Consider the following 20894-nt stretch of genomic DNA (forward strand, 5'->3'; position numbering starts at 1 on the left):
TACATGCTCATTCAGTATTATTTCACGGTCATTTTATGGCTCAGTTTAAAATCAGCTGAAGAGGCCCCTATATGGATGCCATACGTGCCTTTATACAACTTCCAGGCATGTTGCTGCAGGTCCCATTTCTGGAGTTCTGTTACGGGTATTTCCAGCGTTACGGCAGTAGTATTACCCTGTTTCACTGACACTCGTTTAAATGCCTTCAGCTCTTTCAGTGGCATCCGTTCCATATTGGGATAGGTGACATAGGCCTGTAATACTTCATCACCATCGAACTTGCCGGTGTTACTAACGTTGACGGTCATACGAATCGTATCATTCAACTTGTACGTGTTGGCAGGTGCCTGTTTCCAGGCATAATCGAAGGAAGTATAACTGAGTCCGAAACCAAAAGGATAAGCGGCCTTGCCGGTAAAATAGCGGTAGGTGCGGTTTTTCATGCTGTAATCCTTATAATCCGGCAGGTCCTGCAGTGTGTGATAAAAAGTTACTGGCAGGCGCCCTGCGGGCGAATATTTACCGAAGATGATATCAGCGAGTGCGGTACCACCCTGTTCTCCGGGATACCAGGCCATTATCACAGCATCTGCATAAGGCTCGATGGCTGCCACGTCTACGGCACTGCCGGCTGTCACCACCGCAATAATCGGTTTTTTATGTGCAGCACGGAGTTTCTGCATAAACAACACCTGCGAACGGGGAAGACTCAGCGTATTTTTATCTCCGCCTGATGAAGAGAGGAAAGCATCACCTTCTTCCCCTTCCAGTAAAGGCGTCAGCCCAATCACCGCCACTGTCACGTCACAGTTTTCAGATGCCCAGACACCTCCGAAATGCAGGGTATCCGTAAAGTCACAACCCTGATCATATTGCAAGGCCATACCCGGACCGGCGGCTTTGGCCAGACCAGCGGCAAAGGTCACCATATTGCCGGATACTCCGTGATAATTGCCCATCAGGGCCTCCAGTGAAGCCGAATTGGAACCGGCTACCAGCATGGAAGCATATTTATCTTTATTCAGGGGTAACACGCCATCGTTTTTCAGTAATACCATACTTTCTCTGGCTGCCTGCAATGCAAGGGTAGTATGCCAGTCATTGTTCACACTGTCGGCTCCGTAACGACTGTAAGGGCTCAATTCCTTTGCATCAAACAATCCCAGCTTCATCTGCGTACGCAGGCTCGCAATCAGCGCGCTGTCCACATCTGTAGGTTTGAGCCAGCCCTTGTCCATCGCTTTCAGCACATCGGCCTGCAGAATATTGGCGCAGTCCAGGTTGACACCTGCTTTAACAGCCGCAGCTGCTACTTCTTCCCGCGTAGGGATAGCCTTGTGACGCAGCCAGATATCATCCAGCGCCCAGCAATCAGTCACCACCTGACCACGGAACTTCCATTCATGCCGTAGGATGTCCTGCAACAGAGTGTTTCCGGTGCAGCAAGGCTGACTGTTGACACGGTTATAGGCGCACATAATAGACTCCACATGATTGTCTACCAGCTTCCTGAAGGCATAGAGATAGGTTTCACGCAGGTCCTTTTCATCTACAATAGCGTTGAAACTATGACGGTCGGCTTCCGGGCCGCTGTGCACCGCAAAATGTTTGGCACAGGCCGCTGTTTTCAGTTTGCCGGGTTCATCGCCCTGCAATCCGTTCACAAAAGCGCCGGCCATCGTAGCTGTCAGATAAGGATCTTCACCATAAGTCTCCTGTCCCCTGCCCCAGCGCGGATCACGGAAAATATTGATATTAGGCGTCCAGAAGTTAAGCCCCATATACTGCACATGACGACCTGCTGCGGTAGCAATATTGTATTTGGCACGGGCTTCCGTAGCGATGCTGCCAGCTACCATCTTTGCCAGTGGCGCATTAAAAGTGGCAGATAAACCGATCGCCTGCGGAAACACGGTCGCTTCACCACCACGGGCAACACCATGTAATGCCTCATTCCACCAATTATACGCCGGTATCTGCAATCTTTCAACAGCAGGACTATTAAAACCCAGCAGCGATATTTTTTCTTTTAATGTGAGCGTGTGCAACAAATCATTCACCCGTTGCTCAACAGGTGCATCCGCTTTTCTAAACAGTGGTTGTTCCTGTGCCAGCAGCTTCTTTACCGGCAACAATGCCAGAGCCAACAGCAGAAGATTTCTTTTTCTCAGCATCCTGAAATCCTTAAATTTTTATGATAATATTTCCCCTCGGAAATTGCAAGTTATCATGTTTATGCAGTAAAAAAAGTAGTATCACCGCTGCAGCAGCACATTTGTTTATTCTCAATCAGCAATTAAGAAAATAGTATGTAACCATTTATATTTTCAACCCACCAAACATGCTGAAAAAAATAATACAGAGCACGATCAGGGTGATAAAAATGTACATCCTGTCTTTCTCTATCACAAAACCAATCAGAGAAAAGAACACACGCAGGATTGGCGTGGCCAGTAAAATGAGGGCTCCAAACTGAATAACAGCCGAAGGTTTGAAGGTGGCCAGGCCAGCGAAAATACCAGTAAAGGTGGTAAATTCCTGCCCTTCACCGGTGAAATTGCTATAATCCGGTACACTGTCCGCCCCATGGGCGGCGAGATACAATATCCCGCCCACAAATGCAATGATACTGGCAGTGATCACCCCTGTCCGCAGCACCTGTCCTACCAGCAGGGCAATATCTCTGTCTCCTGTCAATGTCTTGATAAACTTCATTGGAATGCATTAAAACTGATGATGTAATCCGTTGTAGATCATTTCCATGGCCACAAAAGAGATGGCAGCACAGAAGATGTAACGCAATGTTTTAGGATTCAGTACTGTCAGCAAACGTGCGCCTGTAAAGGCGCCGCCCAATACGCCGAGTACCACCGGAAATGCAATGCCTGGATCGATATAACCTCTCTGCAGGTATACTACCGCGCTGGCCGCTGCAGTAACACCTATCATAAAGTTGCTCGTAGTGGTACTAACCTTAAAGGGTATACGCATGGCACCATCCATTGCCAGCACTTTAAGGGCGCCGGAACCAATGCCCAACAGGCCCGACAATACGCCCGCCAGCAGCATGATAGAAAAGCCTCCACCCACATTTTTGAGTTTGTAATGTACTATTCCCTCTTTTGTTGGATAACTGCTGTTGAGTTTCAGTACATATGACAGACGGCTGCCCTCCTGTTCGGCCTGTTCATTTTTTTTCCGGATGGTCATCAGGGCTGAAAAAATCAATACCACCCCAAATAAAATAGCGATAGTATTAGTAGGCGTGAAAACTGCTATCAATGCGCCCCCAACAGCGCCTGCCGTGGTGGCTATTTCCAGAAACATGCCCAACCGAACATTGGTAATACCTTCTTTAATATATGCCGAGGCTGCACCGGAAGAATTCCCGATAGAAGCCAGTAGCGCGGCTCCTATGGCATAACGGATATCTACATGAAAAACAAGTGTCAACAGCGGGATCACCACTACGCCCCCGCCCAGTCCTGTCATTGCGCCCAGCAAACCCGCCACATAGGCCCCTGCCAGCAGTATCAGGCTGAAAATAAGTACGTTCATCTTCCGGAAAATTATGGTTAACGATAACGGCTATACGCCAATAGTCCTAGTAGTTATTGTCCAGTATGTCTTCCATCGCCTGCCGCGACAGTTTAACGTTGCCGCTTTTGATTGCCTCATACAACTGCTCATGCAGATGATGACTGATCGCAAAATGGCTGATACTTTCTGTATCTCTTTTAGCAAAGAAATCACGGATCACTGCGGTGAAACTACGATAAAGATCTGCCAGCACATGATTGCCGCTGGCTTTGGCTATAGACAGGTGAAATGCAATGTCTGCTTCCATACAGGCATTGTACTGTTGTTCCAGAATAGCTTTTTTACGCTGCTCCAGGAACTTTTTCATATCAGCAAGACCTGCTTTGGTATGATGCTGGGCCGCCAGTTTCACAATCTCATAGTCCAGCATACGCCTTACCTGGTTGATTTCCTCGAAGTCGGCGCGGCGCAGCCGCTGGTCCAGTGATTCGGCCTGAACAGATTCGTTAACATAAGTGCCGGATCCCTGCTGTACCCGCAATACCCCAGACATAGCCAACGTTTTGATGGCCTCCCGGATGGTAGAACGCCCTACGGCATACTGTACCATCAGTTCGGGTTCTGTAGGTATTTTCTGTCCGGGTTTATAAATTCCCTGTGAAATGTCCTTCTGAATGGCGTTGATAACGCGGTTGGATAGTTTCGATGTCTGGTCCATAAATTTACATTAACGGCACAAAGATATGATGTTTAAACAAAACATCTGATGTTTTATTTTTGGACAAAAAAAAGCCGTCTCTGCTGTGAAGAGACAGCTGACAAGCATGATCCGTATTGCAAATATTAAAAATCAAAATTGTCGGGGTCCGGTCCGATCCGCTCTTTGCGGTCCAGTCCATCAATAGCGGCCATATCTTCCGGAGAGATATTAAAATTGAAAACTTCAGCATTAGCAATGATTCGTTGCTGCTGTACGCTCTTAGGAATAGTCACCACATCCTTTTGCAGATCCCAGCGCAACACCAGCTGCGTGATAGTCACACCATATTTTTCCGCCAGCGTTTTCAACAGGGGTACATTAAATACTTTACCCTGCATCAGCGGGCTCCAGGCTTCATACTGGATATGATGCTGACGACAGAAGTCCAGCAGCGCCTGTTGTACCAGGTACGGATGGAACTCCATCTGATTAACCATCGGCAGTACTTTGGCAGCATGAAACAGGTCTTCCAGATGGTGTTGCAAGAAATTGCTCACCCCGATGGCTTTCACCCTTCCGTCTGCATAAAGTTGTTCAAGTGCACGCCAGGTTTCTTTATACTTTCCTTTTACCGGCCAGTGGATCAGGTAAAGGTCCAGATAATCTGTTTTCAGCTTACGCAGGGAAGTATCAAATGCCTTCAGTGTGCTGTCATAGCCCTGGTCGGCATTCCATACTTTTGTGGTAATAAAGATATCTTTCCGGTCTGTTTTATGATTGTCGATAGCGAGACCCACCCCTTCTTCATTCTGATAGACGGCAGCAGTATCAATATGGCGATAACCTGCATCGAGCGCATATGTTACTGAATCGATCACTTCCTGTCCTTCTTTTGTCTGAAAGACACCTAATCCGAAATATGGCATCTGCAGGCCGTTAGCCAGCTGTGCTGTGCCTGTAAGATCTGTAATATTCATTCGCTTAAAGTTTTAATCATTGAATCGGAATACAAATTTACACAGCTATATAACCACACCTTCGGTATATTCCTGTGAATTTTCTGTAAAAACATAAGATACCACTACATTGTTGATATCAGAAAAAATACTATATTTGCATCGCGAAATTAATTGCACCAAAAGATGAAAAATACCTTGACATATCAGACACGCAGGAACAACAATTCCGTTATCAGAGCGGTAATTGCAAGCACCCGCATTGTCTTTATTCAAGACGGGGAGGCAAATCCATCCCGGATACAAGAGGTATCATCTATGAGCATGTAATAACACCTGCATCATAATATTGAAGGCCTCTTCACCCGAAGAGGCCTTTTTATTTTGTCTCCCCCTTTGACCCCGACAATTTCCTTTAACAGACTGATCATAACCATGAAATTATTGATCACAACAATGATGATTTACATCCGGCAACACCGGTAATGTACGGCATTCTATTGCATCACGCATAGCCTTTCATTACCGCATGAAAGGCTTTTTTTATTCTATTAACAAAGATTGTATGAAACGATTATCCCAATTCAGAAATATAGGCATCATGGCCCACATCGACGCAGGTAAAACAACGCTCACCGAAAGAATGCTGTATTATACCGGCCTTACCCATAAAATGGGCAACGTAGACGAAGGCAACACGATGATGGATACAGATCCCCAGGAAGAGAAACGTGGTATCACCATTTCATCTGCTGCCATCACCACCTACTGGAATTTTGCGGACAACAAATACCAGATCAATATTATTGATACACCCGGACACGTAGACTTCACGGCAGAAGTTGAACGTTCCCTGCGTGTACTCGATGGCGCCATCGCCGTCTTCTGTGCACGTTCCGGCGTACAACCTCAGTCTGAAACCGTTTGGCGGCAGGCAGACCACTACCGGGTACCCCGTATTGTGATGATCAATAAGATGGACCGCCAGGGAGCCGACTTCCAGCGCGTAGTGAATGAAATACGGGAACGACTACACGCAAATGTTATTCCTTTGCAGATGCCGATAGGTCAGGAAGATACTTTTACCGGAGTGATAGACCTGATCAGGATGAAGGCCCTGCTTTGGCATGATGATGACGGAAAAAGTTTTGAAGAACAACCGATACCTGCGCAACTGCTTCCCGCTGCTGAAAAAGCCCGACGGTGGATGATAGAAGAGCTGTCTATGCTGCATGAACCATTACTGGAACAATACAGCAACGCGCCGGAAAGCATCACGGAAGAAAACCTGCGTGAAGCCATGCGTGCTGCCACTATCAATATGCTGGCAGTACCGGCAGTGGCTGGCGCTGCCTATAAAAACAAAGGGATACAGCCTCTGCTGGATGCCGTAACGGCCTATCTTCCTTCGCCGGAAGACATACCCGTAGTACACGCTATGGACGCCGATTCCGGCGAACCCATAACGTTCCCGGCCGTAGAGGAAGGACACGTGGCGGCACTCGCATTTAAAATCATGGTAGACGATTACGTAGGCAGGTTAACGTTAGTTCGTGTATACGCCGGCGTATTACGCACTGGTGATATGTTGTGGAACAGCCGTACCGGCAAAACAGTCCGCATCAGCAGACTAATGCGTATCATGTCAGATAAATTTGAACCCGTAACTGAAATCGGTGCAGGTGACATCGGAGCGGTAGTAGGAATGAAAGATGTAAAAACCGGCGACACACTGACCCATACCGACTTTACCGTGCTACTCGAAAAAATCAGTTTCCCCGAACCGATGATCGGTTACGCTATAGAAGCCAAAGCGTCCAAGGATACAGACAAACTAAGTGAAGCACTGGCAGGTCTGCTGGATGAAGACCCCACCTTGTCTGTAGAAGTAGACAAGGCTTCTGGTCAAACCATCCTGAAAGGAATGGGCGAACTCCATCTGGAAGTAGTGTTGGAGAAACTGGCCAGTGAATATCAGGTGCAGGTCAACAAAGGCGCTCCGCAGATTGCGTATAAGGAAATATTTACGCAGCCGGTCACACACCACGAAGTGTTTAAAAAACAAACGGGTGGCTCCGGTAGCTTTGCAGACATCACCTTTGAACTGGCACCCCGGCAAAACGATGACCCGGGCCTGGAATTTATCAATGAAATCAAAGGCGGTGCCATACCGAAAGAGTTCATTCCTTCCATCAGCAAAGGTTTTGAATCGGCCATGAAAAACGGCGCCCTTAAAGGATTTCCTGTTCACTCCATGCAGATACGTCTGCTCGACGGCAAGATCCATCCAACGGATTCCCATGCACAGGACTTCGAACAGGTAGCCATGATCGCATTCCGCAACATTGCCACCCAGGCTGCACCTCGCCTCCTGGAACCGGTGATGTCAGTAGAAGTGACCACGCCGGAAGAGTACACCGGCGCCATCACCGGCGACCTTAACAGACGCCACGGCCTCATCCGCCACATGGAGATAAAGAACAACGTACAAAACATCACGGCCTCCGTGCCACTGGCCGAATTATTCGGCTATATAACGGTGTTGCGTACACTCTCTTCTGGCCGGGCCACCGCATCGGTAACGTTTAGCGAGTATCAGCTCCAAAACAGGAACCGCTGATGGATTTGATGTAAAATGATGATAATAATCTAAAAACGGATGCTCCTGATAAAAGGAAGAAAATAAATCTTCCTCATCAGGAGCATCCGTTACATCAAACAAATCATGGTTGGTCGTGGTAATAATACTTCACCAGCCTGCTGTCCGGCAGGGAGTTCAACTCTGCGATCAGCCATTTATTCTCTCTTTTCACCATTTTTCCTTTATAATAACCTACAGACATCAGCTGTATCTGTCCTGATTCAAGGTCGGTCCATAACACGGAAGCGTACATGCTTACCTTCACGGTATCATTGGCGCCTGTGAAGTATTGTATATTGCTGAGGATATGCCTGGTCTGGAAATGTTTGCTCTCGGCGCTGGAATATAGTTTCGTGATTTTATCGCCCCAGTTTTGTTTGCCCAGGATCTTTATACCATCTATTTCTCCATGGATGCTATCAGTCATATATTCCATGCATCTTACCAGCTCTCCGTTATCAAAATGTTCGCAGAAAGCAAGGATTACTTTTTCTATATGTTGCTGATCACGGTAACGGACATCCCTGTACGACGAGTCGGCTGACTGCTGTAAAGGGTTCTGGTTGGGATTGACGACCTGCTTACATGCAATAGTCAGCAGGGAAATGATAACAATAAAAAGACAGAATCTTACCATCAGTGCAGATTTTCAGGACATAACAAAATACACGCATTAAAAGTTTGCGAATATGACAGTATTTATATATGCCTGAAAAATGGTCTACAGCGGGCAGTTCTGATGGTAATCAATCAGCTCTATCTGTGTTTGTTCCAGCTCAATGCCTTTGTAATAGGCTTCTATTTCGTCGAGTACGGCTTCTACCTCTTCAACGGTTTTGAGAGTTACCAGCCGGCTGCGGAACTCTTTAATATTGGGCAGTCCCTTCAGATAGTTGGCATAACAGCCCCGCATCTCATTGATGCCTGCGATAGGGCCTTTCCACTCCACGGAGAGGCGCAGGTGTTTTTTACTGACGGCGATACGCTCTTCAAGCGTAGGCCCGGGCATTATCTCGCCTGTTTTTACATAATGTTTGATCTCACGGAACAGCCATGGATAGCCGATCACAGCCCTGCCGATCATAATACCATCGACACCGTACCGGTTTTTGTATTCCACAGCTTTTTGTGGGCTGTTGATATCACCGTTTCCGAAAATGGGAATATGGATACGTGGGTTATTCTTCACTTTACCAATCAGGGTCCAGTCGGCTTCCCCCTTGTACATCTGGCAACGGGTGCGTCCGTGAATGGCCAGCGCCTTGATACCCACGTCCTGCAGCCTTTCGGCCACTTCTTCTATATTTTTGGTATCATCATCCCAGCCGAGGCGGGTTTTGACGGTAACAGGCAGCTTGGTGGCTTTTACGCAGGCTTCAGTCAGCCTTACCATCAGGTCCAGGTCTTTTAATACACCAGCACCTGCACCTCTGCCAGCCACTTTTTTCACCGGACAGCCAAAATTGATGTCCAGCAAGTCCGGATTGGTCACATCCACAATTTTAGCGGCCATAGCCAGACTGTCTTCATCACCCCCAAAAATCTGAATGCCTACCGGCCTTTCATACTCAAATATGTCCAGCTTACGCCGGCATTTGATCGCATCCCGGATCAACCCTTCACTTGAAATAAATTCAGTATACATCAGGTCCGCGCCTGCATCTTTACAGATTGCACGAAACGGAGGATCACTCACATCCTCCATAGGAGCCAGCAATAGCGGAAAATCAGGCAGTGTTATGTTGTCAATCTTAACCAAAATCGTTATTTTCAGAAGCGCAAAGATAAAGCATATTTTGTCTCCCAGGGCTAAAGCCCTGGGCTATTATTGATGCTTATAATTTAACTATATCAGTTTTACAAAGATCCAGGTGCTGATGGGCTATGATCAGGAACGAATATTGATCAGTTATTCTCTCTATAAAAAGAGGAAAACAAACCAAACTAAAAACCATCGTACAATCCCCAACAAACATAGCCCAGGGCTTCAGCCCTGGGACAAAAAATAAGCTCATGGAAAAGTTCGACGCAATTGTAATCGGTTCAGGACAGGGAGGTAATCCGCTGGCGAGGAAAATGGCTGAAAACGGATGGAAAACAGCCCTGATAGAACAGCGCCAGATGGGCGGTACTTGTATCAATGACGGCTGCACACCTACCAAAACAATGATTGCCAGCGCCAGGGTCGCTTATCTCGTAGCACATAGTGAAGACTGGGGCATTAACAATCAGGGGTATACTATCGATATGGCGGCAGTGATGGGCCGCAAAGAGGAAGTGGTGCTGCAATTCAGAAACAACACCACCAGAGCGCTTCAGAAAGCGGGCGTGAGCATTATTTATGGCAGTGCTGCCTTCTCCGGTATAAAAACAATCAATGTGGCCCTGCATGACGGCGACATCATGGAACTTACCGCCCCAAATATTTTTATCAATACTGGCGCAGCTCCTTTTATACCGGACATTCCCGGCCTCAGGGACGTGCCATATCTTACTTCCACTACCCTGCTTGATATGCACGCCGCGCCGCCGGAACTGATCATTATGGGTGGTAGTTATATCGCACTGGAAATGGCACAGCTGTATCGGCGTTTAGGCAGCAACGTTACCATCATAGAACGAAGTCCGCGGCTGATGTCAAAGGAAGATCCGGATGTGGCCGCCGTACTCAAAAACATGATGGAAGCTGAAGATATACAGGTGATCACCTCTGCCGATATTGAAAAGGTAATGATTGTAGATGGCCACCTGCATGTAGAAGTGAAGACCGGCAGCACTTCCCTTACTATAACGGGATCGCATATACTGGTAGCTACCGGACGGCAACCGCAAACTGCCACACTGCAGGCAGAAAAAACCAATGTAACCCTGGATGCAAAGGGTTATATTCAGGTAGATGAACAACTCGAAACCTCCTGCCCTGGCATTTATGCACTGGGAGATGTAAAGCCCGGCCCCGCCTTCACCCATATCTCCTACAATGATCATCTGCTGATCTATAAAAATCTTTTCGAAAAAGCTGAACTCACTGTCAGAACCAGACAGCTGCCATATTGTATGTTTACAGATCCGCAGCTGGGCCGTATCGGACTGTCTGAATCGCAGGCACGACTGGAAGGTTATCCGATAAAAGTAGCACGCATTGGTATGGATAGAGTGGCGCGTGCTATTGAAACCGGCGAAACACAGGGCTTTATGAAAGCCATTGTACACGAACACACCGGACAGATACTGGGCGTATCTATCATTGGTACCGCCGGCGGCGAAATCATGTCTATCCTGCAGATGGCCATGCTGGGCGGTATAACGGCAACGCAGATACGGGATATGATATTTGCCCATCCCCTTTATGCTGAATCATTGAATAACCTGTTTATGTCACTGGAAAAATAAAGGTCAATATGAGTATATTTTTCCCCATATATGCTATCAGCTTCCTATGATTAAACTATCTCATGTTTCTAAAAATTTCGGACACGGCAAAAATGCGGTGAGCGACCTCTCATTTGAAGTACAGGCCGGTGAAACACTGGTACTACTGGGTACCAGCGGCTGCGGCAAAACAACAACCCTCCGTATGATCAACCGCCTGCTCATACCGGATCAGGGAGATATCTTCATCGGAGAAAAAAATATCAGGGAAGAGGTCCCGGAAAACCTGCGCAGAAATATCGGTTATGTCATGCAAAATACCGGGCTGTTTCCGCATTATACCGTCCAGGAAAATATCGGGGTGGTACCACAGCTGTTGCACTGGAACAAAACGCATATCCGCGACAGAGTATGGACATTGCTGCAAAAGCTGCGGCTGCCACCGGAACAGTACGCCCATGTATATCCGCAGCACCTCAGCGGCGGACAACAGCAACGGGTGGGACTGGCCCGCGCCCTCGCCGCCGATCCGCCTATTCTCCTGATGGACGAGCCCTTCGGCGCCCTCGATCCACTCACACGCATCAGTGTCAGAAAGGAATTTAAAGCGCTGGATGAACTGAACAGTAAGACCATCATCATTGTTACGCATGATATAGAAGAAGCTTTTGAACTCGGTAATCGTATCTGTGTAATGAATGAAGGCCGCATACAACAGCTGGGGAACGCCACTGAACTGCTGTTCAGCCCTGCCAATGATTTTGTGCGTAATTTTCTCGACAAACAGCGGCTGGAGCTGGAGCTTAAATCACTCCGCCTGCTCGATATATGGCCTTATCTCAACGGCACCGGTGAAACAACCGGTATATTGTTGCCCGGCGAAACCAGCTGCTGGGACACACTGGAAAACCTCACCACTTCTGCCGCCACTGCCATATTCAGGGGTGAAAACAAACACCTGGACGGAAACATACTGATGAATGCCATCACCGCCTTTAAAAAAACTGTCAGCCAACATGGACACGCCTGAAACATTCTTCGACTTCGTCCGGCAGCAATCGGGTAAACTGCTTGAACAAACCCTCACCCACACCGGCCTTACATTTATCTCTGTGCTGATAGCCGTATGCATCGGTGTGCCCGCTGGCATCCTCATCTCCCGTCACAAAAAACTGGCAGGCCCTGTACTGGGCATCACAGGTATACTACAAACCATCCCCAGCATTGCCTTGTTGGGCTTTATGATCCCCTTACTGGGTATAGGCCCCAAACCCGCCATCGTGGCCCTGTTCCTTTATGCATTGCTCCCCGTGGTACGTAATACCTACACCGGTATATTGGGTGTAGATACCAGTGTCATGGAGGCTGCTACCGGTATGGGCATGAACCGGCGACAGTTGTTGCTCCGTGTACAGTTACCACTGGCCATGCCCGTCATACTGGCTGGCATTCGTACCGCTACGGTCATCAATGTAGGAGTAGCCACACTGGCGGCTTACATCGCTGCCGGCGGTCTGGGTGAATTTATCTTCGGCGGTATCGCCCTCAACAATACCAACATGATGCTCGCAGGTGCCATCCCCGCTGCATTGCTGGCCATCCTCTTCGACTGGGGACTGGCACAGCTCCAGCGTCTCAATAGCAGGAAAGCACGTAAAACAATACTGGTACTGCCCGCCCTGCTCCTGCTCCTCTCCTCTTTCTACTTGCTGCCAGATAGTTACAGCACTCACCTTAAAGCAGGATTCACCCCTGAGTTTATGGGCAGAAAAGATGGCGCCATCGGGCTGCGCACCGTATACGGGCTACACCTGCGAACACTCGTTATCAGCGATATGATCATGTATAAGGCCGCCTATGAAAAAAAACTCGATGTGATCAGCGGCAGCAGCACTGATGGAAGAGTAAAAGCCTTTGACCTGGTAGTGCTGGAAGATGACAAACACATCTTTCCGCCTTATTATGCAGCCCCGATAGTGAGACAGGAGGTCCTGGATAAATATCCCGAACTGGAGCAGGTACTCAACCTCCTGGCTGGTACAATTAATGATAGCATAATGACGGATCTGAACTATCGCGTGGATTATCTCAAACAAAACCCGCAGCAGGTAGCCAAAGATTTCCTGGTCAAAACCGGACTATGGAAACCAGCTAAAAGCGGCACTAAAGGTACTGTCCGCATCGGCGCTAAAATATTCGGGGATGGCTATATCCTGGCAAACATGTATCAGATGCTGATAGCAGGATATACCGATCTCACCGCCACCACCAAAACAGGACTCGGTGGCACTAAAATCGTATTCGACGCACTGGTCAACGATCAGATAGACCTCTATCCGGAATATACCGGTACGGGCCTGCTGGTGATTCTCCAGGCGCCACAACACACTGTAGACAGTATCATCGGCGACAGCAAAAAAGTATATGACTATGTAAAGGATGGCTTTGATAAACAATACCACGTGAAATGGCTCAACCCTATCGGCTTTAATAATACCTACGCCCTGATGATGCGCCGCGAACAGGCATCCAGGCTGCATATTAGCACAATATCCGGTTTAACAAACTATATACACCATCACTAACCGACGTATTTATGCAACTGAAAAATGACTATATCAAAGTACGCAAAAGAACGGAAGATATCTGCGCACCGCTCAAAACAGAAGACTACGTAGTACAACCCGTGGCAGATGTAAGCCCCCCCAAATGGCACCTCGGGCATACCACCTGGTTTTTTGAAACTTTTGTATTAACACCTAACGCTAAAGGATATACGGAGTTTGATCCACAATATAATTTTGTTTTCAACAGTTACTATGAATCTGTAGGTGCACGGGTTATCCGTACCGACCGGGGCAACCTGAGCCGGCCTTCTGTGGAAGATATTATGCATTACCGCCGGCATGTAGATGAAGCCATGACAACATTCCTTGAACAGGAACAAACACCTGAGCTCAATGCGCTCATTACCCTTGGATTAAATCATGAAGAACAACATCAGGAATTATTATACACAGACATCAAATACATTCTGGGCCATAATCCGCTTTTCCCGGCTTATGACCCAAATAAAACAGCAGTCTCCGCAACAAAACCCACAGCTTCCTGGTTAAAGATGCAGGCCGGCCTCTATGAAATAGGTTATGCCGGCAACGGTTTCTGCTTTGATAATGAGCTGGGTAAACATAAAGTATACCTCGGTGATTATGCTATCAGTGAAACATTGGTCACCAATGCAGAATATCTGGGTTTTATAGAAGCCGGCGGCTACAATGATTTTCGCCACTGGCATGCAGAAGGATGGGACTGGGTGAAGAAAAACCAGGTGGGAATGCCCATGTATTGGTATCATGTGGATGGACAATGGCTGCATTACAACTGGCAGGGGCTAAAACCCCTGCAACCTGATGCTCCTTTGTGTCATATCAGTTATTACGAAGCAGCTGCATTCGCCTCCTGGAAAGGATTTCGGCTGCCCACTGAATTTGAATGGGAGGCTGCTGCACCATCACTCTCCTGGGGAGCACGCTGGGAATGGACAGAAAGCGCCTATCTTCCCTATCCCGGCTTCACCAAAGCCCCAGGTGCAATCGGTGAGTATAATGGTAAGTTCATGGTCAGCCAGATTGTGCTCAGAGGCGCTTCGGAAGTCACACCTCCACATCATAGCCGCATCAGTTACCGCAACTTTTTCCATCCTTCCCTGCGATGGCAGTTTACCGGTATCAGGCTCGCAAAATAAACAATGGCATCATTCATTTCTAAAAGACAGCATATGCAATCCCCTGTAATTCCTGGCCACATGGTCTTTTACAAAAGCAAGCCGGTGACCGGCACTTTTTATGAAGAAGTTGTCCGCGGCCTTACCGCTCCGCAGAAATACCTGGACTCCAAATATTTTTATGATGCTACCGGTGATCAGCTGTTTCAGCAGATCATGCAATGCCATGAATATTACCTGACCGGCTGTGAAATGGAGATCCTCACCACCCGCGCAGCAGAAATCACTGATGCCATCATCCGGCAGGCCGGTACTTTCGACGTAGTAGAACTAGGTGCCGGAGATGCTACCAAGTCTATACACCTGCTGCGTCAGCTGCTGGCCAGCGAAGTAGATTTCACCTATTTTCCGATTGATATATCCGCCAATGTAATCCGCCACCTGGAACAGGAACTGCCGGCAACCCTCCCTGACCTGCAGTTAAAAGGCCTGAATGGCGAATATTTTGGAATGCTGCAAGCAGCAAACACCTATAGCCGTAAAAAGAAAGTAGTACTGTTTCTGGGGGCCAACATCGGCAACTTCGATCCTGCGGCAGCCCATAGCTTCTGCGAGGAATTAAAAGAGCTGCTGCAACCCGGTGACCTCTTACTGACCGGCTTCGACCTGAAAAAACACCCACAGGTGATCCTCCATGCCTATAACGACGATGCAGGTATTACAAAAGCATTTAACCTTAACCTGCTCACCCGTATCAACCGGGAGCTCGGAGCCAATTTTGACCTCTCCAAATTCGAGCATTACCCCACTTACGATCCTGGTACCGGAGCCTGTAAAAGTTATCTGATAAGCCTCGAAAAACAACAGGTAAAAATCGGTGATAACTTATACATCGACTTCGCGGAAAATGAACCACTGTACATGGAAATATCCCAAAAGTATTCTCTGGAAGAGACAGAGCAACTGGCATTGCAGGCAGGCTTTAAACCAGTAGCCCGCTTCTTCGATAGTAAAAAATGGTTTGTAGACTGCCTCTGGCAGTGTGACTGAAATTATTTCCAGGCATTCAGTAAACGACGCACCGCAATGATTTCACCGGTATGATAACTAGTGTGGTCCGCGATCAGCAGTGCTTCCCGGAAAAGATGTTGTCCATCTCCATAGGGGAAAGGCCTGAAAAGGTCTGCCTCAGGGGCTTCCAGCAATGCAATGAAAGCATGGGTATCCGACTTGACCTGATTAAGGCTCTGCTCCCATGCTGCGTCATTGACCGGCGCCGCCTTCTTGGGCCAGTAGCCTTCCGGCCAGGCTGGTGATTGATAGTCAGCATTACGACTGAAATTCAGAATGTCTGCCTGGGTGAGCCTGATATGCTCTACCAGCTGCCAGACACTGTAAGGCAACTGTGCCGGCACTACGCCCCTTAACTCCGCGGGCAAGCCTTTGACAGCAGCAGCGAAATTGACATGTGCATTGGATTTCAGTAAAAGATCCTTCAATGTTTTGACGATTTCCTTTTTGATATCCATAATAAAACAGTTTAAATCAGTTTGCGGATCATGCCCGGAAATATAAATCCATGGAAGGGCAACATCAGATACCAATACAATTTTCCTGCTAAACCATATGCGTGAAAGGAAGCGGTCTGTACCAGTATATCTTCCTTGATAGTGAATTCAAGCCAGGCCTCACCCGGTAGTTTCATTTCAGCCTGCAACAATAATCTTCTGCCCGTTTTATCTGCTACTGCAACCCTCCATACATCCAGATAGTCACCTTCCACCAGTTCAGAGGGATGTCTTCTTCCCCGCCTGAGTCCTGGTCCTCCTGCCAGCTCATCCAGGTATCCCCGTAGCTGCCACATCCAGTTGCCGTAATACCATCCGTTCTGTCCTCCTATAGCCCATATCTTTTGCAAAGTGCAGTCATTGTCGTTAATCCTGATCTGTCTAACATCTTCGAAATAGGTATACTGTTTTTTCATTGCCATTGCTTACCTTTATCTGCGCGAAGTTACAGACAAAACAATTATCGCTCAAACCCTCAAACCCTTATCCCTCCTATATCATACGAGCGTTAACCATCGGTCGTTAACACTTGATTAACGTCTGACACAATTTCTATCAAATTGATAATCAGTCAGAAATAATATAAAATTTTCCAACAATTACATTTGGTTAACAAATTCCTTCTGTTATCTGTTTAGCATTGTGGAAGAATCACGACTTTGAATCTGCAGTATGCAGATATATTCAACCTACTTGAAAAACTGATGCACGATCCAGTAACCAAATTCAACCAGATCATACGCTATTTAACCTTTTTTCTGCTTTGTTGTTGCTCATATCTTTCCCTCAGCGCACAACATGCTATTAAGGGAACTGTTTACCAGAAAGATACCAGAAGAACCCTTTCCGGCGCAACCATATTATTGTATGATGAAAAAGCCAGAATAAAAGCCCAGACAATTTCAAATGAACAAGGCAATTTCCTTATCAATAATGTACCGGTTGGTTTCTATAGATTACTTGTGAGTTTTATGGGGAACAGAACAGAAATGATTCCTGTAGAAATCACTGCCAGAACAAACACATTAACATTCAACTATATTCAGCTCTCACCCAGTATCAGCCTTAGCAGAGTGGAAGTAAAAGCAGACAGACCACTAATGGCCATCCGTAAAGACACTGTCGAATTCAGTGCTGGTGATCTGCCCACATTGCCGAATGCCAATATGCAAAATCTCATTGAAAAAATTCCAGGCCTTACGATAGATGACAACGGAAATTTGTCTTACCTGGGCTCACCCATCAAGGAATTGTTTATCGATGGCCGCTCTGTACTTCAAAATATGAATAGTGCCAAACGCCTCATGGAAATACTCAAAGCAGATCTGGCAGATAAAATTCAGATCTCCGACAAAAAAAATCTCTCAGGCCTGACAGAACCCGGTAGAAATGAAAAAGTGCTGAACATTGTTGTTAAAGCGGAAATGAGAAAAGGCGTTCGCGGCACCGTCACCGGGGGCTACGGCACTCACGACAGATACAATGCCAATACCACCTTCAACATGTTCCGAAAAAAAAATACCATGCTGGGAGATGTACTGGCTAATAACAACAATACACTCAGTGATGCTGGAACAAACCCTTCTGTTAATTTCCTGGGCAACAACCAGCAAGGCATCAACAAACTCCTGAATATTGGTACCTACATCACAATGGAAGTCAATAAGAAAATAAAACTCACTGTCAATCTCAAACACCAGGAACAGGATATAATAACCAATGAGTTGCAACAACGTGAAAACATCTTCCAGGACAGCAGCACTTTTTACCACAGCAACAACCTAAGGCATCAAAACATCAAACATACCGGCGGCAATTTTTTTCTCGATATCCAACCTGATATAAACAACAAAATTACTGTATCTACTACTGTGGATCGAGAAAAACAGGAACAACACAATACACGTTCCTATAGTACTACCGGCTCCCGCATGAACACATTAAACAGCGGAACACTCAGCAACAACGACAGTGCCATCAGCAAAACACTCGAAACCATGGTCGACTACTCCCATAAATTCGGCAGAACAGGGCGCGTGCTGGCCTTCCATGGGGAACTCAATAAAAACTGGATATATAGCTATCAGCTCAACATCAATAACAACAATGTTTTTAGTCCTTTTACCACAGCCGACTCCCTTAATCAGAAAGTCAGTCCCAAAAATGATATTACCCAGCTGGCACTCGGAGCCAGCTACAGTGAACCAATAGATAGAAACTGGATGGCATCGGTCAACTACACACTGAGAGATTATAATACCAATAACCGCCAGAACACTTCAGACTTCAGCAATATCATACACGGTTATGTACCCAATGACTCACTGACTTACTGTTTTAACAGCAAAGTCATTAACCATCTTGTCAAACCATCCCTTACCTATAACAAGGGGAAATTAATGGTGATAGGTGCAGTAGGACTTTCTCTCAATAACATGAACAGTGACAACTTTTCCAGTCACCAGAAATTTACCAACCAGACTACCTACGTAGACCATGCCTTAACAGCAGTTGTAAAAATAGATCCTTACAAAACACTAACCATCAATTATGGTGGCATGACCGCGCCTGTTGATCCCAAACAGTTATGGCCGGTTAGCAACAACAGCAATCCCCTGTATGTCCAGCTGGGCAATCCGGACCTTATCAACAGCTTTATAAGTTCTCTGATTGTATCCTACTTCTCTAACGGTATCAGGGGGAATGTATTTGGGAACATCATGCAAGTAAAACATATAAAAAATGATTTCTCCACAGCTGTTTTCACTGATTCTATCGGCAGACAGGTAACTATGCCTATCAATGTGTCCGGTAACTGGGACGCAACCAACACTATGATCTTTGGATATCGGCTCAAAAAACCCGGCCTTACAATCAACTACAGAAATTCCTTTGATTACGCACGGAGTACAACGAAGATCAACAGCCTCGATAACATCACCAAGAAACTCTCTATCCTTCAAGCGCTGACAACCTCCTTCACCTTGAAAAAAACAATAGAAATAGGTGTCAAAGCGATCATAGATTACAAAGGCAACCTGTATTCCCTGCAGGGAGATTACTACAACGACTATATCCAGTACTCCCTGGGATTGAATGTAAACGCATGGCTTCCCCTGGATTTTAATATAGGCACCAACGTTAACTATACCAATAACACCGAAGCCCGCGCACATTTTACACTATTCAATGGTTGGCTTGGCAGAAGCTTTCTGCATAACAAATCCTTACTGGCTAAATTCTTTGCATTTGACCTCCTGCACCAAAATAAAAGTATTCAGGCCTACTATGGCAATACCTACCGCGAAACATTACAAACAACCAATCTCTCGCAATATTTTATGTTCAGCCTTTCCTACACTTATGGCAGGAAAGGCTCCAAAAATACATTGCCTCAGAAGTCCAGATAACTTCGACGCCACAACTCTCCACCGCCAGCTTTTACAACAGATAACTGTTGTTGCTGCCGGAAGCTTTCGAGTTGCGCTGCAGCAGTTTCAAATGCTATATCGTGCAATACCGCATATTCTTTGGTTGTCAGCGTAGGAAAATAGGAAAAGATATCCAACCCTTTCAGATAAGTACGCGGAAGTGCCTCTGGCAACAGCTTACGCAATGCAGTGGTAAATACGACGTAAGGCTTGGCTCCATATACCAATTCCCTGTGGCCTGCCTGATTGATCATAAACACAGAGGGAAATCCTCTTACACCCATTTGCCGGCCCAGTTGAAGATCCTGCTCAAACAGCAGCTGCGCCTGCTGATTAAAATCCTGCTCCAGTTTTGTCAGATCCAGTTGTGCATATGCCGCTGCATCCTTCACATGTTCCTGTCGGGTGATATTCTTTTTTTCCATAAACACCATCTCCCGCAACCTCCGTAGGAATATAATACTCCTGGGCCCATCCTGCAGCTGGGCTGCCTTGAACCATACAGATGGCGGATAGGATGAGTCCAGCGGGTCTTCCAGCCATATACTGCCATCAATGGGCATCTGATAATAGTGGCTTACTTCTTCCCAATGATGGGCCACATCAACAGGGCCACTGATGCCACCGGAATTATACACCTCCCAGGAGGGCAGTAGGCCACCCATGTGATAATGAATTTCCAGTAAATGCCCGTATTCCAGCTTTAACCGGCGCCATTGCGGCTCAATGCCCCAGCAGGTAGAACAGATCGGATCTGTAAAATAAATGAGTTTTATGGGTTTGGAAACAGGCATCCCCGCAGTAGCTGCTGAAACAGCTGTAGTAACAGCTCCAGGAATTTCACATACGCCGGTTACCGGGTCACAGAATAAAGGTGCGCTCATGGGTATCAGGTTTATTTTTTGCAACGTATCCTAAAAACACAAAGGAGTGAAGATAACAATATCTTCACTCCTTTATGT

The 20894-nt window shown here is 46.8% G+C and carries 17 protein-coding genes; 7 read left to right on the top strand and 10 right to left on the bottom strand.

The genetic code is table 11. The features are described from left to right. Positions 1–17: 17 nt before the first annotated feature. From DF182_RS02470 to DF182_RS02490, 5 genes are all read right to left on the bottom strand, one after another. Complete coding sequence (locus DF182_RS02470) at positions 18–2174, bottom strand: glycoside hydrolase family 3 N-terminal domain-containing protein (RefSeq protein WP_113614096.1); 2157 nt, start codon at positions 2172–2174, stop codon at positions 18–20. 145 nt (positions 2175–2319) lie between these two features. Continuing rightward, a complete protein-coding gene (locus DF182_RS02475) occupies positions 2320–2715 on the bottom strand; it encodes a DUF1634 domain-containing protein (RefSeq protein ID WP_113614097.1) in 396 nt (131 codons plus the stop codon). Positions 2716–2724: 9 nt separating this feature from the next. Next, on the bottom strand, positions 2725–3558 hold the full coding sequence (locus tag DF182_RS02480; RefSeq protein ID WP_113614098.1) for a sulfite exporter TauE/SafE family protein: 834 nt from the start codon (positions 3556–3558) through the stop codon (positions 2725–2727). Between the two features lie 46 nt (positions 3559–3604). Then, positions 3605–4258 (bottom strand): FadR/GntR family transcriptional regulator, encoded by a 654-nt coding sequence (locus DF182_RS02485; RefSeq protein ID WP_113614099.1) that lies wholly within the window; start codon positions 4256–4258, stop codon positions 3605–3607. Positions 4259–4383: 125 nt separating this feature from the next. Beyond that, positions 4384–5217, bottom strand: a complete 834-nt coding sequence (locus tag DF182_RS02490; protein WP_113614100.1) for an aldo/keto reductase — start codon at positions 5215–5217, stop codon at positions 4384–4386. A gap of 544 nt (positions 5218–5761) precedes the next feature. Between DF182_RS02490 and fusA the strand changes: the two genes are divergently transcribed. Further along, complete coding sequence (fusA, locus tag DF182_RS02495; protein ID WP_113614101.1) at positions 5762–7816, top strand: elongation factor G; 2055 nt, start codon at positions 5762–5764, stop codon at positions 7814–7816. A gap of 103 nt (positions 7817–7919) precedes the next feature. On the opposite strand, the gene DF182_RS02500 is transcribed toward fusA, so the two are convergent. Beyond that, a complete protein-coding gene (locus DF182_RS02500) occupies positions 7920–8474 on the bottom strand; it encodes a nuclear transport factor 2 family protein (RefSeq protein ID WP_113614102.1) in 555 nt (184 codons plus the stop codon). An 84-nt stretch (positions 8475–8558) separates the two neighbouring features. Beyond that, the gene (gene dusB / locus DF182_RS02505; RefSeq protein WP_113614103.1) at positions 8559–9596 is read right to left on the bottom strand and encodes a tRNA dihydrouridine synthase DusB; all 1038 of its coding nucleotides are present in this window, start codon (positions 9594–9596) and stop codon (positions 8559–8561) included. A 254-nt stretch (positions 9597–9850) separates the two neighbouring features. Between dusB and DF182_RS02510 the strand changes: the two genes are divergently transcribed. From DF182_RS02510 to DF182_RS02530, 5 genes are read left to right on the top strand one after another with little or no spacing between them, the layout of a single operon-like run. After that, on the top strand, positions 9851–11230 hold the full coding sequence (locus tag DF182_RS02510; protein WP_113614104.1) for a mercuric reductase: 1380 nt from the start codon (positions 9851–9853) through the stop codon (positions 11228–11230). Positions 11231–11276: 46 nt separating this feature from the next. Continuing rightward, a complete protein-coding gene (locus DF182_RS02515; protein WP_113614105.1) occupies positions 11277–12239 on the top strand; it encodes an ABC transporter ATP-binding protein in 963 nt (320 codons plus the stop codon). Beyond that, positions 12226–13794 (top strand): ABC transporter permease/substrate-binding protein, encoded by a 1569-nt coding sequence (locus tag DF182_RS02520; RefSeq protein WP_113614106.1) that lies wholly within the window; start codon positions 12226–12228, stop codon positions 13792–13794. Before DF182_RS02515 ends, DF182_RS02520 begins: the two co-directional genes overlap by 14 nt. 11 nt (positions 13795–13805) lie before the next feature. Continuing rightward, entirely contained in the window at positions 13806–14954 is a 1149-nt protein-coding gene (gene egtB / locus DF182_RS02525) for an ergothioneine biosynthesis protein EgtB (protein ID WP_113614107.1), read from the top strand. Positions 14955–14987: 33 nt separating this feature from the next. Next, complete coding sequence (locus DF182_RS02530) at positions 14988–15983, top strand: L-histidine N(alpha)-methyltransferase (RefSeq protein WP_245957356.1); 996 nt, start codon at positions 14988–14990, stop codon at positions 15981–15983. Positions 15984–15985: 2 nt separating this feature from the next. On the opposite strand, the gene DF182_RS02535 is transcribed toward DF182_RS02530, so the two are convergent. After that, positions 15986–16462, bottom strand: coding sequence for a DinB family protein (locus DF182_RS02535; protein ID WP_113614108.1), 477 nt, complete (start codon positions 16460–16462; stop codon positions 15986–15988). Positions 16463–16473: 11 nt separating this feature from the next. Next, positions 16474–16923, bottom strand: coding sequence for a DUF2867 domain-containing protein (locus DF182_RS02540; RefSeq protein WP_113614109.1), 450 nt, complete (start codon positions 16921–16923; stop codon positions 16474–16476). Between the two features lie 282 nt (positions 16924–17205). On the opposite strand from DF182_RS02540, the gene DF182_RS02545 reads away from it, so the two are divergent. Beyond that, entirely contained in the window at positions 17206–19911 is a 2706-nt protein-coding gene (locus DF182_RS02545) for a carboxypeptidase-like regulatory domain-containing protein (protein ID WP_147243322.1), read from the top strand. Here the strand turns inward: DF182_RS02545 and DF182_RS02550 are convergent. Beyond that, the gene (locus DF182_RS02550; RefSeq protein WP_113614111.1) at positions 19896–20816 is read right to left on the bottom strand and encodes a DsbA family protein; all 921 of its coding nucleotides are present in this window, start codon (positions 20814–20816) and stop codon (positions 19896–19898) included. The two genes, DF182_RS02545 and DF182_RS02550, sit on opposite strands and share 16 nt — an antisense overlap. Positions 20817–20894: the final 78 nt, after the last annotated feature.

The organism is Chitinophaga flava (assembly GCF_003308995.1).
Lineage (GTDB): Bacteria > Bacteroidota > Bacteroidia > Chitinophagales > Chitinophagaceae > Chitinophaga > Chitinophaga flava.

Coding starts and splice junctions, on each gene's coding strand:
- DF182_RS02470 (WP_113614096.1), bottom strand. CDS start 2,174: ATGCTGAGAAAAAGAAATCTTCTGCTGTTGGCTCTGGCATTGTTGCCG.
- DF182_RS02475 (WP_113614097.1), bottom strand. CDS start 2,715: ATGAAGTTTATCAAGACATTGACAGGAGACAGAGATATTGCCCTGCTG.
- DF182_RS02480 (WP_113614098.1), bottom strand. CDS start 3,558: ATGAACGTACTTATTTTCAGCCTGATACTGCTGGCAGGGGCCTATGTG.
- DF182_RS02485 (WP_113614099.1), bottom strand. CDS start 4,258: ATGGACCAGACATCGAAACTATCCAACCGCGTTATCAACGCCATTCAG.
- DF182_RS02490 (WP_113614100.1), bottom strand. CDS start 5,217: ATGAATATTACAGATCTTACAGGCACAGCACAGCTGGCTAACGGCCTG.
- fusA (WP_113614101.1), top strand. CDS start 5,762: ATGAAACGATTATCCCAATTCAGAAATATAGGCATCATGGCCCACATC.
- DF182_RS02500 (WP_113614102.1), bottom strand. CDS start 8,474: ATGGTAAGATTCTGTCTTTTTATTGTTATCATTTCCCTGCTGACTATT.
- DF182_RS02510 (WP_113614104.1), top strand. CDS start 9,851: ATGGAAAAGTTCGACGCAATTGTAATCGGTTCAGGACAGGGAGGTAAT.
- DF182_RS02515 (WP_113614105.1), top strand. CDS start 11,277: ATGATTAAACTATCTCATGTTTCTAAAAATTTCGGACACGGCAAAAAT.
- DF182_RS02520 (WP_113614106.1), top strand. CDS start 12,226: ATGGACACGCCTGAAACATTCTTCGACTTCGTCCGGCAGCAATCGGGT.
- egtB (WP_113614107.1), top strand. CDS start 13,806: ATGCAACTGAAAAATGACTATATCAAAGTACGCAAAAGAACGGAAGAT.
- DF182_RS02530 (WP_245957356.1), top strand. CDS start 14,988: ATGCAATCCCCTGTAATTCCTGGCCACATGGTCTTTTACAAAAGCAAG.
- DF182_RS02535 (WP_113614108.1), bottom strand. CDS start 16,462: ATGGATATCAAAAAGGAAATCGTCAAAACATTGAAGGATCTTTTACTG.
- DF182_RS02540 (WP_113614109.1), bottom strand. CDS start 16,923: ATGGCAATGAAAAAACAGTATACCTATTTCGAAGATGTTAGACAGATC.
- DF182_RS02545 (WP_147243322.1), top strand. CDS start 17,206: ATGCACGATCCAGTAACCAAATTCAACCAGATCATACGCTATTTAACC.
- DF182_RS02550 (WP_113614111.1), bottom strand. CDS start 20,816: ATGAGCGCACCTTTATTCTGTGACCCGGTAACCGGCGTATGTGAAATT.